Origin of the sequence: Brachybacterium sp. AG952 (assembly GCF_004362645.1) — a bacterium.
Lineage (GTDB): Bacteria > Actinomycetota > Actinomycetes > Actinomycetales > Dermabacteraceae > Brachybacterium > Brachybacterium conglomeratum.
Genome location: NZ_SNXV01000006.1, coordinates 147,142 through 161,542 on the forward strand (window position 1 = coordinate 147,142; position 14,401 = coordinate 161,542).

The 14,401-nt window shown below is 71.8% G+C and carries 10 protein-coding genes; 3 read left to right on the forward strand and 7 right to left on the reverse strand.

The annotated features are described in order from the left end of the window. Positions 1–12: 12 nt before the first annotated feature. The 6 genes from serA to DEU31_RS14510 form a co-directional block, all read right to left on the reverse strand. Entirely contained in the window at positions 13–1,620 is a 1,608-nt protein-coding gene (serA, locus tag DEU31_RS14485) for a phosphoglycerate dehydrogenase (RefSeq protein WP_010552280.1), read from the reverse strand. 425 nt (positions 1,621–2,045) lie between these two features. Beyond that, positions 2,046–2,489 (reverse strand): hypothetical protein, encoded by a 444-nt coding sequence (locus tag DEU31_RS14490; RefSeq protein WP_133677650.1) that lies wholly within the window; start codon positions 2,487–2,489, stop codon positions 2,046–2,048. Positions 2,490–2,509: 20 nt separating this feature from the next. Next, on the reverse strand, positions 2,510–3,835 hold the full coding sequence (locus DEU31_RS14495; RefSeq protein WP_133677651.1) for a hypothetical protein: 1,326 nt from the start codon (positions 3,833–3,835) through the stop codon (positions 2,510–2,512). Between the two features lie 136 nt (positions 3,836–3,971). Beyond that, on the reverse strand, positions 3,972–5,003 hold the full coding sequence (gene ilvC / locus DEU31_RS14500; protein WP_010552284.1) for a ketol-acid reductoisomerase: 1,032 nt from the start codon (positions 5,001–5,003) through the stop codon (positions 3,972–3,974). Between the two features lie 102 nt (positions 5,004–5,105). Beyond that, positions 5,106–5,621 carry an acetolactate synthase small subunit gene (gene ilvN / locus DEU31_RS14505; RefSeq protein ID WP_029360997.1) on the reverse strand — a complete coding sequence of 172 codons (516 nt, stop codon included), beginning with the start codon at positions 5,619–5,621 and terminating at the stop codon, positions 5,106–5,108. Between the two features lie 50 nt (positions 5,622–5,671). Next, positions 5,672–7,429 carry an acetolactate synthase large subunit gene (locus DEU31_RS14510; RefSeq protein WP_133677652.1) on the reverse strand — a complete coding sequence of 586 codons (1,758 nt, stop codon included), beginning with the start codon at positions 7,427–7,429 and terminating at the stop codon, positions 5,672–5,674. A 431-nt stretch (positions 7,430–7,860) separates the two neighbouring features. Here DEU31_RS14510 and nirB point away from each other — a divergent pair, with 431 nt between their 5' ends. The 3 genes from nirB to cobA are packed head-to-tail and all read left to right on the forward strand — an operon-like array spanning position 7,861 to position 12,490. After that, a complete protein-coding gene (nirB, locus tag DEU31_RS14515) occupies positions 7,861–10,536 on the forward strand; it encodes a nitrite reductase large subunit NirB (protein WP_133677653.1) in 2,676 nt (891 codons plus the stop codon). Next, a complete protein-coding gene (locus tag DEU31_RS14520) occupies positions 10,536–10,943 on the forward strand; it encodes a nitrite reductase (NAD(P)H) small subunit (protein WP_010552288.1) in 408 nt (135 codons plus the stop codon). Before nirB ends, DEU31_RS14520 begins: the two co-directional genes overlap by 1 nt. Continuing rightward, positions 10,940–12,490, forward strand: coding sequence for a uroporphyrinogen-III C-methyltransferase (cobA, locus tag DEU31_RS14525; RefSeq protein ID WP_133677654.1), 1,551 nt, complete (start codon positions 10,940–10,942; stop codon positions 12,488–12,490). The genes DEU31_RS14520 and cobA overlap by 4 nt, the downstream gene beginning before the upstream one ends. A 76-nt stretch (positions 12,491–12,566) precedes the next feature. Here cobA and ilvD read toward each other — a convergent pair whose 3' ends face one another. After that, positions 12,567–14,399, reverse strand: coding sequence for a dihydroxy-acid dehydratase (gene ilvD, locus DEU31_RS14530; RefSeq protein ID WP_133677655.1), 1,833 nt, complete (start codon positions 14,397–14,399; stop codon positions 12,567–12,569). Between the last annotated feature and the right edge of the window lie 2 nt (positions 14,400–14,401).

A 14,401-nucleotide genomic window follows, 5' to 3' on the forward strand; every position in this document is an offset into this window, starting at 1 on the left:
AAGGGGGTGGGATCAGTAGACGAGATCGACGGCGTGGATCGAGCGCGCGTCGATCGCGGCGCCCAGCTCCTCGGCGAACTCGCGGGAGACGGACTCGTCGAGGTCCAGGACCACGAGGGCCTCGGCGCCCTGGGCGCGGCGGACGCGGGAGACCTGCATGCCGGCGATGTTGATGCCGGCCTCGCCGAGGAGGGCGCCGTACTTGCCGATCAGGCCCGGCCCGTCCGAGTAGCGCAGGATCAGCAGGTGGTCGCTCAGCGGCACGTCGAGCGCATGGCCGAAGACGTCGATGAGCTTGTGCTCCTGGTCCACGCCGCTGAGCGTGCCGGAGACGGCCACGACGCCGCCGCCGCGCAGCGTGCCGCGCAGGGTGATGACGTTGCGGAAGCGCTCGGTGGTCTCGTCGGTGACGAGGTTGACGGCGATGCCGCGCTCCTCGGCGAGGACGGGGGCGTTGACGTAGCTGACCTGCTCGGTGACCACGGAGCGGAACATGCCGCGCAGGGCGGAGAGCTTCAGCGCGGTGACGTCGCGGGAGGCGATCTCGCCGTGGACCTCGATGTCGAGCACCTCGGGGGCCTCGCCGGCCAGGGCGGTGAAGAGCTGGCCGAGCCGGTCCGACAGGGCGACGCCCGGGCGGACCAGGTCGTCGATCGCGCCGCCGGCGACGTTGACCGCGTCGGGGACGAGCTCGCCCGCGAGCGCCAGGCGCACGGACTTCGCCACCGCCACGCCGGCCTTCTCCTGCGCCTCGGCGGTGGAGGCGCCGAGGTGCGGGGTGAGGGTGATGTTCTCGAGCTCGAGCAGCTTCGCGGCGGTCTCGCTCTTCGCGGGCGGCTCGGAGGAGTACACGTCCAGGCCGGCCCCGGCGATCTGCCCGGTGCTCAGCGCGGTGTACAGCGCCTCCTCGTCGATCAGGCCGCCGCGGGCGGCGTTGACGACGTGGAGGTTCGGCTTCGCGAGCGCGAACTCCTCGGCGCCGATCAGGCCCGTGGTCTCAGGGGTCTTGGGCATGTGGACGGTGAGCACGTCGGCCTCGCGCATCAGCTCGTCGAGCTCGACGACGCGTGCGCCGAGCTCGGCGGCGCGGGCGTGGTTGACGTAGGGGTCGTAGGCCAGGAGCGTCACGCCGAAGGGGCGCAGGCGCTCGGCGACGAGCTGGCCGATGCGGCCGAAGCCCACCACGCCGACGGTCTTCTCCAGCAGCTCCACGCCGGTGAGCTGCTTGCGCTCCCAGCGGCCGGCCTTCACGGAGGAGTCGGCACGGCCGAGGTTGCGCAGCGAGGCGAGGATCAGCGCGATCGCAAGCTCCGCAGCGGAGACGATGTTGGAGGTCGGGGCGTTGATGACCATGACGCCCGCGGTGGTGGCGCCGGGGACGTCGACGTTGTCCAGGCCCACGCCGGCGCGGGCGACGACCCGCAGCTTCGGGGCCGCGGCGTACACCTCCGCGTCGACCTGGGTGGCTGAGCGGACCAGGAGGGCATCGGCCTCCGCCACTGCGGCGAGCAGCGCGGTACGGTCGGTGCCGTCCACGCTGCGAACCTCGACGTCGGGGCCCAGGACCTCGACGGTGGCGGGCGACAGCTCCTCAGCGATGAGCACGACAGGACGCGTCACGGAATCTCCTCCGGTACGGATGGCGGTCGTCGCTCACGCCCTCGGGTGCGACGGGTTTCAGGGGACAGCGTAGTCCCGTGTCCGCCATGCGGGAACGCGGGTCAGGATGCGAGATCCTCCCGGCTTCGCCGTACGGGGCGGTGCGCCCTACTGTGGTGCCGACTGCGACGTCCACTCCCACCAGTCCCCGGAGGATGCTCCATGCCCGTCCCGACGCCCGACGCGCTGCGCGCCGGCCTCGGCCGTCTGCTGGCGGAGCGCGGCACGCCGCTGGTGCTCGCACATCGCGGCACCACCCTGGGCAGCTTCCCCGACAACACCGTGCGCTCCGCGATCGGTGCGCTGCGCTCGGGCGCCGACGTGATCGAGCTGACCGGCCCCATCTGCTGCGCGCCTATCTCACGGCGCGGTGACAGCGCCGGCGGTCAGCCCGGCAGCTTCTCGAAGGACCCCATGTCGGGGAACCGCTCGGCGAGGAACGCCCGCACCTGCCGATTGACGACATCCGACGGGAGCTCCTGCACCGCGTCGTTCAGGCAGAAGGTCTGCAGAGTGTCCCTGTCCGCGATCAGCCGTCGCAGCTCAGCGGCCGCAGTCTGCTCCCCGATGCCGACGTAGCGGTAGCGGATGCCGCGCGTGACCGCTCGCGAGGTGGCATGGCCGTGGTTCAGATGGAGACCGCCTGCCAGCGTGACGTCCTCGAGCCGACGCAGCTGCGAGTCGCGGGGGCGCTGGACGATCTCCGGCCAGCGCTCCTCGATATCGTAGGAGCAGGCGGCACGGAGACCGTCATCGTGCGTCCGTACTTCACTCCGCGCCAGGGGCTCGCGCTGAGCGTTGTGAGCTACAGGTAAACACCGCCGTCTCACCGACGCAGCCGAGCAGCGTCTCACCCCTCCACCCGCAGCCCCGCCAGCACCTGGTGGGCGATGACGGGTGCCTCCTCCTCGCTGAGCCCGTTGACCTGGACGTGGTACTCCTCCTCCCCCACGTGCACGCGCACGGTGAGGATCAGTCCCGCCTCGCCGCCGGCGGTGAGCTCGGCGGTGACCAGGTCCGCGCCGCCCACCTCCACACGGGCGGCGTGCTGCGCGGGTCCGAGCTGATACGGACTCGCCACGGGCAGGCGGTAGAGGGTGATCGCAGCGACGGCGCTGCCGCTCTCGTCGCGAACGCTCGCGCTGAGCTCCACCTCCTCGACCTGCCCCAGCCCCGAGGGAACGGCCGCGACGAGACGTCCGAGAGTCAGCTCCTGCCAGTCCTCGGGCACCTCGGTCGGCTCGATGAGCGGCAGCTCCTCGGCGTCGGCGATCGCGAGTGCCGGGCCGGTGCTGATCACGTAGCTCATCAGTGCGTTCATCCCGCCGTCCTCGATGCCGAGGAGGAAGGAGACCTCGCGCCGCAGCACTGCCTCCTCGCCCTCGCGCACGATCGGCACCGCACCGCGCACACTCGCGATCATGGCGGCGCCCGCCGCGGAGAACGGGGCACCTGCCGGCAGCCGCGACAGGAGGCTCGAGGTCTCCAGCACGCTCATCCGCGGACCGCCCTCGGGATAGGGAGCGGGCTCGAAGTCGTAGACCTCCGGCAGACCCTCCCCGGGCACGGGCGTGCCGCTGAGCGGGACCTCCTCGAACATCGGGGCGAAGGCCGCCGGATCGAAGGCGTCCAGGCCTAGCGCCTCCATCAGCGGGGGCGCCACCTCCTCGGAGCGCGAGTTGTCGGACTCGAGCAGCAGTGGGCTGTCGGCGATCTCGATGATCGCCTGGACCAGCACGCCGCGCAGGGCGTCGCGCGCGACGGCATCCCCGCCGAGGGCCTCGGCCGCCTCGGGATCCAGGGCGAGCGGCTCCGCCGATAGCACCGGCGAGTCCTCCGGGAAGCCCGGCGATGCCCACGCTCCGAAGCGGTCCTTGCGCTCGAGCTCCCCCGGCCCGAGACCCGTGCGCTCGTCGGCCGCGGCGAGGTCGAGCTCGACGGTCCGCAGATCCTCCCGTGCGGCCCATTCGCCGAAGGTGGTGCCGGGCTCCGGGGCGGGCTCCGTGGTGGCGCCTCCCCCGTCGCTTCCGGCGTCGCTCGTCGTCGGGTCCGCTCCTCCGGCTGGTGTCTCGTCCTCGCCGGGCAGCAGGGAGCAGGCCCCCGCCGTCGTCATCACGCCCAGGGCCCCCAGCCCCGTCAGCGCCGTGCGTCGCGTGGTCGTGCGTGCGGTCGCCATCGTGTTCATCCCTGATTCCCCCTGCTCGGCCCGTCGGCCGACTTCTCGTGCATGTGTTCAGAACAGCATGATGCACGAAAGACGGCGGCGGGAGCACCTCGAGGGTGCTCCCGCCGCTGTGTGGGGACCGGGTGGGTCAGCGCGCGGCGCTGCCCTCGACGTAGTCCGAGTCGATGGACTGCGCGCTCCAGGAGAACATCTTGCGCAGATCCTTGCCGACCTTCTCGATCGGGTGCTCGGCCTCCTCGGCACGGAGCTTCTTGAACTCCTCGGCGCCGTTGTCCTGGTCGTCGATGAAGCGCTTGGCGAAGGCGCCGGACTGGATGTCGGCGAGGATCGCCTTCATGTCGGCCTTCGTCTGGTCGGTGACCACGCGGGGGCCGGAGACGTAGTCGCCGTACTCGGCGGTGTCGGAGATCGACCAGCGCTGCTTGGCGATGCCGCCCTCGTTCATGAGGTCGACGATCAGCTTGAGCTCGTGGAGGACCTCGAAGTACGCGATCTCCGGCTGGTAGCCGGCGTCGGTGAGGGTCTCGAAGCCGGCCTGGACGAGGTGGCTCATGCCGCCGCACAGCACGGCCTGCTCGCCGAAGAGATCGGTCTCGGTCTCCTCGGTGAAGGTGGTCTTGATGACGCCGGCGCGGGTGCCGCCGATGCCCTTGGCGTAGGACAGGGCGAGGTCCCAGGCGGAGCCGGTCGCGTCCTGCTCCACGGCGACGATGTCCGGGATGCCGCGGCCGGCGACGAACTCGCGGCGCACGGTGTGGCCGGGGGCCTTCGGGGCGATCAGCAGCACGTCGACGCCCTCGGGGACCTCGATGTAGCCGAAGCGGATGTTGAAGCCGTGCGCGAAGGCGATCGCCTTGCCCTCGGAGAGGTGGGGCGCGATCGAGTCCGCGAAGACCTTCCGCTGGTCCTGGTCGGGGGTGAGGATCATGATCAGATCCGCCCACTCGGCGACCTCGGCGACGGTCCCGACGGTCAGGCCCTCCTCCTGGGCCTTCGCGGCGGACTTCGAGCCCTCGCGCAGGCCCACGCGGACCTCGACGCCGCTGTCGCGCAGGTTCAGCGCATGGGCATGGCCCTGCGAGCCGAAGCCGACGACCGCGACCTTCTTGCCCTGGATGATGGACAGATCGGCGTTGTCGTCGTAAAAGATCTCAGCCACGTTGTGCTCCTTCGATGGTCGGCTGCGGGCGTCGAGGCGATCGTATCGCCCCTCGTCCTGCGATGTGAGAAAGGGTCTTGCTATTCGGTCAGCGGGGCGGGGTCAGGACAGCAGCGCGCGGTCGGTGATCGCCCGACCGCCGCGCCCGATCGCGACCTCGCCGGACTTCACGATCTCGCGGATCCCGAACTCCTCGAGCATGCCGAGGAGGGCGGTGAGCTTGTCCTGGGTGCCGGTCGCCTCGATCGTCACCGAGTCCGAGGCGGCGTCGACGACCTTCGCGCGGAACATCTGCACGATCTCCAGCACCGGGGTGCGGGTGGAGCTGTCGGCGGTGACCTTGATGAGGATCAGCTCGCGCTGGACCGTCTGGCGGGGGTCGAGCTGGACGATCTTGAGGACGTTGACGAGCTTGTTGAGCTGCTTGGTGATCTGCTCGAGCCGGTGCTGCTCGACGTCGACCACGACCGTGATGCGGGAGATCTCCGGATGCTCGGTGGGTCCCACCGCGAGCGAGGAGATGTTGTAGCCGCGACGGGAGAACAGTGCGGTGACGCGGGTGAGCGCACCGGGCTTGTTCTCCACCAGCACCGAGAGGGTCTGGCTGTTCGGCGACATGACGTAGTCGGGGGTCCCGGTCGGGGCCTGCTGCTGGTTGGTGGTCATGCTCAGATGTCCCTCTCCCACTCGGGGCTCATGCCCTGGGCGATCTGGATCTCGTCGTTGGACACGCCGGCCGGCACCATCGGCCACACCATCGCGTCGGCGCTGACGGTGAAGTCCACGATCACGGGGCGGTCGTTGATCTCCATCGCCTGGCGGATGGTGTCGTCGATGTCCTCGTCCCGCTCGCAGCGCAGGCCCACGCAGCCGTAGGCGTCGGCGAGCTTGACGAAGTCGGGGATGCGGCGCGAGCCGTGGCCGGTGTTCAGCTCGGTGTTCGAGTAGCGCTGGTCGTAGAACAGGTTCTGCCACTGGCGCACCATGCCCAGCGAGCTGTTGTTGATGACGGCGACCTTGATCGGGATGTCGTTGATGACGCAGGTGGCGAGCTCCTGATTGGTCATCTGGAAGCAGCCGTCGCCGTCGATGGACCACACCGTCTTCTCCGGCATGCCCACCTTGGCGCCCATCGCCGCGGGCACCGAGTAGCCCATGGTTCCCAGCCCCCCGGAGTTGATCCAGGTGCGCGGGTTCTCGTACTGGACGAACTGGGCCGACCACATCTGGTGCTGGCCCACGCCCGCGACGTAGATCGAGTCGGGCCCGGAGATCGCGCCGATGCGGGAGATCACCTTCTGCGGGGCGGTGAAGCCGTCCTCGGTCGCGGTCCAGCCCAGCGGGTAGTTCTCCCGGAGCATGTCCAGCGTGCCCCACCAGCCCTCGTAGTCGCGGGGGTCGGACTCGGCCAGGCGGGCGCGGAGCTCCTCGGTCAGCGCCTTGGCGATCTGGCCGGCCTGCCCGACGATCGGCACGTCGGCGACGAGGTTCTTCGAGATCTCGGCGGGGTCGATGTCCGCGTGGATGATCTTCGCGCCGGGCGCGAAGGAGTCCAGGCGGCCGGTGACCCGGTCGTCGAAGCGGGCGCCGATGTTGATCAGCAGGTCCGCGCGCTGCAGGGCCGAGACCGCGGCGACAGTCCCGTGCATGCCGGGCATCCCGAGGTGGCTCGGGTGGGAGTCCGGCAGGGCGCCGCGCGCCATGAGGGTGGTGGTGAAGGGGATGCCGGAGGAGTCCACGAGCTCGCGCACCTCGTCGGTGGCGCTGCCGCGCAGCACGCCGCCGCCGAGCAGGAACACCGGGCGCTTCGCCTCGAGCATGAGGCGCACCGCCTCGCGGATCTGCTTGCCGTGAGGGCGCGGCTCGGGGCGGTAGCCGGGCAGGTCGAGGGTCTCGGGCCAGACGAACTCCATCATGTCCTGCTGGGCGTCCTTGGTGACGTCCACCAGCACCGCGCCGGGCCGGCCGGTCGAGGCGATGTGGAAGGCCTGCTTGATGACCTTCGGGATCTCCGCGGCGTCCTTGACCAGGAAGTTGTGCTTGGTCACCGGCATCGTCATGCCGACGATGTCCGCCTCCTGGAAGGCGTCGGTGCCGATGAACATCGAGCCGACCTGGCCGGTGATCGCGACCAGCGGGATCGAGTCCATCTGGGCGTCGGCGATCGCGGTGATGAGGTTGGTGGCGCCGGGGCCGGAGGTCGCCAGGCACACGCCGACCTTGCCGGTCGCGTGGGCGTAGCCGGAAGCGGCGTGGCCGGCACCCTGCTCGTGCCGGACCAGCACGTGACGGAGCTTCTTCGCGTCCATCAGCGGGTCGTAGGTGGGCAGGATCGCGCCGCCGGGAAGGCCGAAGACGACCTCTGCCCCGGCATGCTCGAGGGACTCGACCAGCGCCTGCGCGCCGGTCATCTGCTGTCCGGTCATCGGAACTCCTTCGTCGTCTCGGACGGTGGGCGGTGGCGGTGAGTGGAACATGCTCCCCGTCCCTCCCGTCGCGCCGTCCCGCGGGCCGGGCACGAAAAAGCCCCTCCGCCTGGGGCTCGGGGAGGGGCGCGGATGACGTCTCGAAGCGACGAGTGGGCGTCAGCCGCGCTCGGGAACTACGAGAAGGATCGTCTGCATGCGCCCACCATAGGCCCCGGGGCGTGGCCGGGGCCACCTGTCCGGATCGCGAGACCCTGCGGGCAGCCGTCGCAGCGGCGCGGGCGCGATGCGCTTCGCGAGTCCGCGGGGGAAAGTCCGGAGGGGCCCCGCGGCGAGGCCCGACGGAGCGACGAAAGTCCTGCGCACGGCGTCCGGTCCCGCCTACTGTATGGACGAGGTCACCCGCTCCAGAGAGGACCGTGCGCACAGCCATGAACGCCACCGGCCATTCCCCCCTCGCCCCCGCCGCCGGGACGCCGTTGCCGCCGGGCACCCGCATCGTCGTGATCGGCGGCGGCATGACCGGGCACCGCTTCGCGGCCCGGATGCAGTCCCAGGACCCCACCGGCGATTGGACCCTCACCGTGATCGGCGAGGAGACCCAGCAGCCCTACGACCGCGTGCACCTCTCGGACTGGTTCGGCCACCGCCGCGCCGAGATGCTCGCCCTGGACACCGGGGTCTGGGCCGACCCGAGGATCACGCTGGTCACGGGCGACGCCGCCGAGAGCCTGGACCGCTCCGCGCACACCATCACCTGCGCCTCCGGCACCGTGCACGAGTACGACCGGCTCGTGCTCGCCACCGGCTCCTGGGCCTGGGCGCCCCGCGCCGAGGGCAACGACCTTCCCGGCTCCTTCAGCTATCGCACGGTCGACGACGTCGAGTCCCTCGCCGCCTGGGTCGCCGAGCGCGGCGAGGCGCTGGGCCGCGAGGTCCGCGGCGTCGTCGTCGGCGGCGGCGTGCTCGGCCTCGAGGCCGCGGCCGCGCTGCAGGACCTCGGCGCCCGATCCACCGTGGTCGAGTTCGCGGACCGGCTGATGGCCGTCCAGCTCGACGACGGCGGCGGCGAGATGCTGCGGCTGCTCATCCAGGACAAGGGCATCGAGGTGCGCACCGGCGTGGGCGCCACCGCCTTCCGCCCCGCCGCCGACGGCGCGATGGGCACCGCGGAGCTCACCGACGGCAGCGAGCTGCCCGCCGACGTCGTCGTCTTCTCCACCGGCATCCGCCCCCGCGACCGGATCGGCCGCGAGGCCGGCCTCGCCGTCGGCGATCGCGGCGGCATCGTCGTGGGCGAGAGCTGCCAGACCTCCGACCCGGACATCTGGGCGATCGGCGAGTGCGCCTCCTTCGACGGGGTGTGCGCGGGCCTGATCGCCCCCGGCAACGACATGGCCGACGTGGTCGCCGACCGATTCCTCGGCGGCACCCGCACCCACCAGCGGGGCGAGGACGGCACGAAGCTCAAGGGCGTGGGCGTGGACGCCGCCGCCTTCGGCGACGTCAACGCCATGACCCCCGACGCGCTCGAGGTCTCCTTCGTCGACCCCGTGCACCGCCAGTACCGCAAGCTCGTGATGAGCGACGACGCGACGACCCTGCTCGGCGGCGTGTTCGTCGGCGACATCGCCCTGTACTCGCAGCTGCGCCCGATGACCGGGCGGGCGCTGGGCGCCGACCCCTCCGCGGTGATCGCGCCGGAGGGCGGGGGCGATGCGCTCGCGGGCGCGGAGATGCCGGACGACGCGGTGATCTGCTCGTGCAACAACGTCTCCGCGGGCACGGTGCGCCACGCCGTGAACGAGCAGGGCTGCCACACGATCGGCGCGATCAAGGAGTGCACCACCGCCGGCACCGTGTGCGGCTCCTGCGTCCCGTCGCTGACGAAGCTGCTGAACCAGGAGCTGGCCAAGAGCGGCATCGAGGTCTCCCGCGCGCTGTGCGAGCACTTCGACCACTCCCGCGCCGAGCTGTACAGGCTCGTCGAGGAGGGCGGCCAGGAGACCTTCACCGAGGTCGTCGCCGCGCACGGCACCGGCGCGGGCCGCGGCTGCGCGGTCTGCCGCCCCACGGTCGCCTCGATCCTGTCCTCGCTCGGCGCCCTCTCCGGCAAGCGTCACAGCCCGGTGGGCCGTCAGCTCGGCTCGCTGCAGGACACCAACGACCACGTCATGGCGAATATCCAGAAGGACGGCACCTACTCGGTGATCCCCGCGATGCCCGCCGGCGAGGTCACCCCCGAGAAGCTGCTCGTCTTCGCTCAGGTCGCGAAGGACTACGGCCTGTACGTGAAGGTCAACGGCGCCCAGCGGATCGGCATGTTCGGCGCCCGGCTCGAACAGCTGCCGGAGATCTGGGAGCGCCTGGTCGAGGCCGGCTTCGAGTCCGGCCACGCCTACGGGAAATCGCTGCGGATGGTGAAGAGCTGCCTGGGCACCAACTGGTGCCGCTACGGCGTGGGCGACTCGACCGCGATGGCCTCGCACCTCGAGCGCCGCTATCGGGGGCTGCGCTCCCCGCACAAGATCAAGATCGGCGTCTCGGGCTGCGCCCGCGAGTGCGCGGAGGCGCAGGCGAAGGACGTCGGCGTGATCGCCACGCACCGCGGCTGGAACCTGTACGTCGGCGGGAACGGCGGCGCCCAGCCCGCCCATGCGCAGCTGCTCGTCGAGGACCTCGACGACGAGACCCTGCAGCGCTGCATCGACCGCTTCCTCATCCTCTACATCCGCGAGGCGGACAAGCTCCAGCGCACCGCCCGCTGGGTCGAGGAGTACCCCGGCGGCATCGACGAGCTGCGCCGCGTGATCGTCGAGGACTCCCTCGGCATCGGCGAGGAGCTCGAGGCCGCCATGCAGCGCCACACCGACACCTACGTCGACGAGTGGGCCGAGGCGGTGCACGATCCGGAGCGGCGCGCGAAGTTCGTGTCCTTCATCAACGCCCCGGACCTGCACGACAAGACGCTGCGCTACGTGCTCGAGCGCGAGCAGGTGCGCCCTGCCCGGCCGGAGGACGCCCCGGAGACCACCTTCCCGACCCCGCTCGCGGCGAAGGAGCACGCCCTCGCCGGCGCCGCCCACATCTCGCAGGAGGACCAGTGATGACCGCCCCCGCCGACGCCCTCGTGCCGATCTGCCCGCTCGGCGCGCTGACCCCGGAGCGGGGCGCCGCGGCGCTCCTGCCGGACGGCACCCAGATCGCGGTGTTCCTGCTGGACGACGGGAGCGTGCGCGCCGTGCAGCAGCACGACCCCTACTCCCGCTCGAATATCCTCTCCCGCGGCCTGGTGGGCACCCACCTGCTCACGGTCGAGGGCGAGGAGGAGGGACGGCTCGTCCCCACCCTCTCCTCCCCCATGTACAAGCAGAGCTGGGACCTCGACACCGGCGCGGTGCTCGACTCCGGCGGCGGGGAGAAGCTGCCGATCGCGGTGTTCGACGTCGAGGTGCTCGACGGGCACGTGCACGTCGCCGCCGCGCCGCGACCCGGCACGGGCGGGGAGGCGTGAGCTGCCTGACCGGCGCCCGCCTCGAGCCCGGGGCCGTCGCCCTCGTGGGCGGCGGCCCCGGCGCCTGGGACCTGATCACGGTGCGGGGCCTGGACCTGCTGCGGCAGGCCGACGTGGTGGTCGCCGACCGGCTCGGTCCGCGCGCGCTGCTGGACGAGCTGGGCGCGGACGTCGAGGTGATCGACGTGGGCAAGCGGCCCGGTGCGCACTCCATGCGGCAGGACGACATCGGCGCGCTGCTGGTCGCGTTGGCCCGCGAGGGGCGGCGCGTGCTGCGGCTGAAGGGCGGGGACCCCTTCGTGCTGGGCCGCGGCGGCGAGGAGGTCCTCGCCTGCCGCGCCGCGGGCATCGACGTGCAGGTGGTGCCCGGGGTGACCTCGGCGCTGGCCGGTCCGGCGGCCGGGGACATGCCCGTCACCCATCGCGGCACCGCGGTCGCCGTGCACATGGTCAACGCCCACGGCGACCTGGGGCCCGCGGATCTCGCGGCGCTCGCCGATCCGGGGACCACCACCGTGCTGATGATGGGGGTGGAGTGGCTGCCGCGGCTGGTCGCCCAGGCGCTGCTGAACGGGATCGACCCCGCGACCCCGGTCGCGGTGGTGCAGGAGGCGACCCTGCCGGGCCAGCGCCAGGTGCGCGGCACCCTCGCGGACATCGAGCAGGCCGCCTTGGAGGCGGGCATCGGGCATCCGGCCGTGATCGTGGTGGGCCGGACCGCTGCCGAGGGGTTCCTGCGCCCGGAGCAGCCGGCCGCCGCGGCGGAGGCCCCGGAGCACGGCTCGGGCCGGGAGGCCGTCGACCTGCCGGAGCACGGGCCCGCTTCCGACCGCTCCCCCGCCCCGGTGCTGATCGGCTGCTCGCACGGCACCCGCTCGCGGGAGGGACGGGACGTGCTGCGCGCCCTGCTGCGCCGGATCGCCGCGCAGGCGCCGGGTGCGGTGCGGGAGGCGTTCGTGGACGTGCAGTCCCCGGACGTGGCCGCGGTGGTCGCCGCCCATGCCCGGCCCACCGAGAGGCGCACCCGCGAGGGCGAGGAGGTCGAGGCGGTGGTGGTGCCGCTGCTGCTCTCCCTCGGCTATCACGTCAAGGACGACATCGGCGGGGCGGTCGCCGGCCGTGCCGCGACGGCCGCCGCGCCGCTCGGCCCGGATCCGCGGCTCGCGGAGGTGATGGCGCAGCGCCTCGCCGAGGCGGGCCTGCGGGACGGCGATGAGGTGGTGATGGCGGGCTCCGGCACGCGGGATCCCGAGGGCGTCGCGCAGGTCGAGGAGATGGCGCGTCTGCTGTCCGAGCGGCTCGGGCGGGAGGTGACGACGGGGTTCGCCTATGCGGCCACACCACCAGTGGCCGACGCCGTCGCCGCGGCGCGGGAGGGCCTGGCCGACGACGCACGGGTGGTGGTGGCGAGCTATGTGCTCGCCCCCGGCCACTTCCACGACCTGGTCGCCGCCTCGGGGGCCGACGTGGTCACCGCCCCTCTCGGCGATCATCCGCTCGTCGCCGAGATCGCGCTGGAGCGCTACGAGGCCGCGCTCGGGGCGTGACCCGTCCCGGCACGCGGAACGGCCGTCGGCCCCGGAAGGGGTCGACGGCCGTTGGTCTCGGACGCAGGCGCCGCGGTCAGTCCAGCGGGCGGCGGGTCGCGCCGTAGGTCGCCGAGCGGGCGAGGTGCGCGTAGACCTTCAGGGCCTGGGAGACCTTCCGGTCGCGGTTCTCCGGCCGCCACGGCAGGGCGCCCTTGTCCTCGCGGCGGCGGGCCAGCTCGTCCTCGGGCACATCGAGCTCGAGCAGGCGCTTGTCGACGTCGATGATGATCCTGTCGCCGTCCTCGATGAGGCCGATGAGCCCGCCCTCGGCCGCCTCCGGGGAGATGTGGCCGATGGAGACGCCGCTGGTGCCGCCGGAGAAGCGGCCGTCGGTGATCAGCGCGCAGGTCTTCCCGAGGCCCCGTCCCTTGAGGAAGGAGGTGGGGTAGAGCATCTCCTGCATGCCGGGGCCGCCCTTGGGGCCCTCGTAGCGGATGACCACCACGTCGCCGGCCTTCACGGTCTTGTCCAGGATCTTCTGGACCGCCTCCTCCTGGGAGTCGCAGACCACCGCGGTGCCCTCGAAGTGGAAGAGGTCCTCGGTGACGCCGGCGGTCTTGAACACGGCGCCGTCGCGGGCGAGGTTGCCCTTGAGCACGGCGAGGCCGCCGTCCTTGGTGTGGGCGTGGGGGACGGCGCGGACCACGCCGTTCTCGCCGTCGAGGTCGAGCTCGTCCCAGGTGTTCGTGGTGGAGAAGGCCTGGGTGGTGCGCACGCCGCCGGGGGCGGCGTGGAAGAGGGCCTCGGCCTTCTTCGAGGCCCTACCGCCGCGCACGTCCCACTCGGCCAGCCAGCTGGTGAGGTCCGGGGAGTGGACGGTGTGGACGGTGTGGTCCAGCAGCCCGGCACGGTCCAGCTCGCCGAGGATCGCGGGGATGCCGCCGGCGCGGTGGACGTCCTCGACGTGGGCGGTGCCGTTGGGGGCGACCTTCGACAGCGTCGGCACGGAGCGGGAGATGCGGTCGATGTCGTCGAGGCCGAAGTCGACGCCGGCCTCGATCGCGACGGCGAGGATGTGCAGGATCGTGTTGGTCGAGCCGCCCATCGCCACGTCCATGGCCATCGCGTTGGAGAACGCGGCCTTGGTCGCGATCGCACGGGGCAGGACCGACTCGTCGTCCTCCTCGTAGTAGCGCGTGGCGAGCTCGACGATCTTCCGCCCCGCCTCGAGGAAGAGCTCCTTGCGGAAGGCGTGGGTGGCGAGGGTGGTGCCGTTGCCGGGCAGGGACAGGCCCAGCACCTCGGTGAGGCAGTTCATCGAGTTCGCGGTGAACATGCCTGAGCAGGAGCCGCAGGTGGGGCAGGCGTTCTCCTCCACCTCGGCGAGCTGCGCGTCGGTGATCGAGTCGTTGGCGGACAGCGACATCGCATCGACCAGGTCGATCCGGTTCTCGGTGACGCCCTCGACGGGCTTGCCGGACTCGGAGGGACCGCCGGAGACGAAGATGACCGGGATGTTCAGGCGCATCGCGGCCATGAGGTGGCCGGGGGTGATCTTGTCGCAGTTCGAGATGCACACCAGCGCGTCGGCGGTGTGGGCGTTGACCATGTACTCGATCGAGTCGGCGATGAGGTCGCGGCTGGGCAGCGAGTAGAGCATGCCGCCGTGGCCCATGGCGATGCCGTCGTCGACGGCGATGGTGTTGAACTCCTTGGAGACGCCGCCGGCCTCCTCGACCGCGCTCGCGACCAGGTCACCCATGTTCTTGAGGTGGACGTGGCCGGGGACGAACTGCGTGTACGAGTTCGCGATCGCGATGATCGGCTTGCCGAAGTCGCCGCTCTTCATGCCGGTGGCGCGCCAGAGGGCGCGGGCGCCTGCCATGTTGCGGCCGTGGGTCGAGGTGCGGGAACGGAGCTGAGCCATGC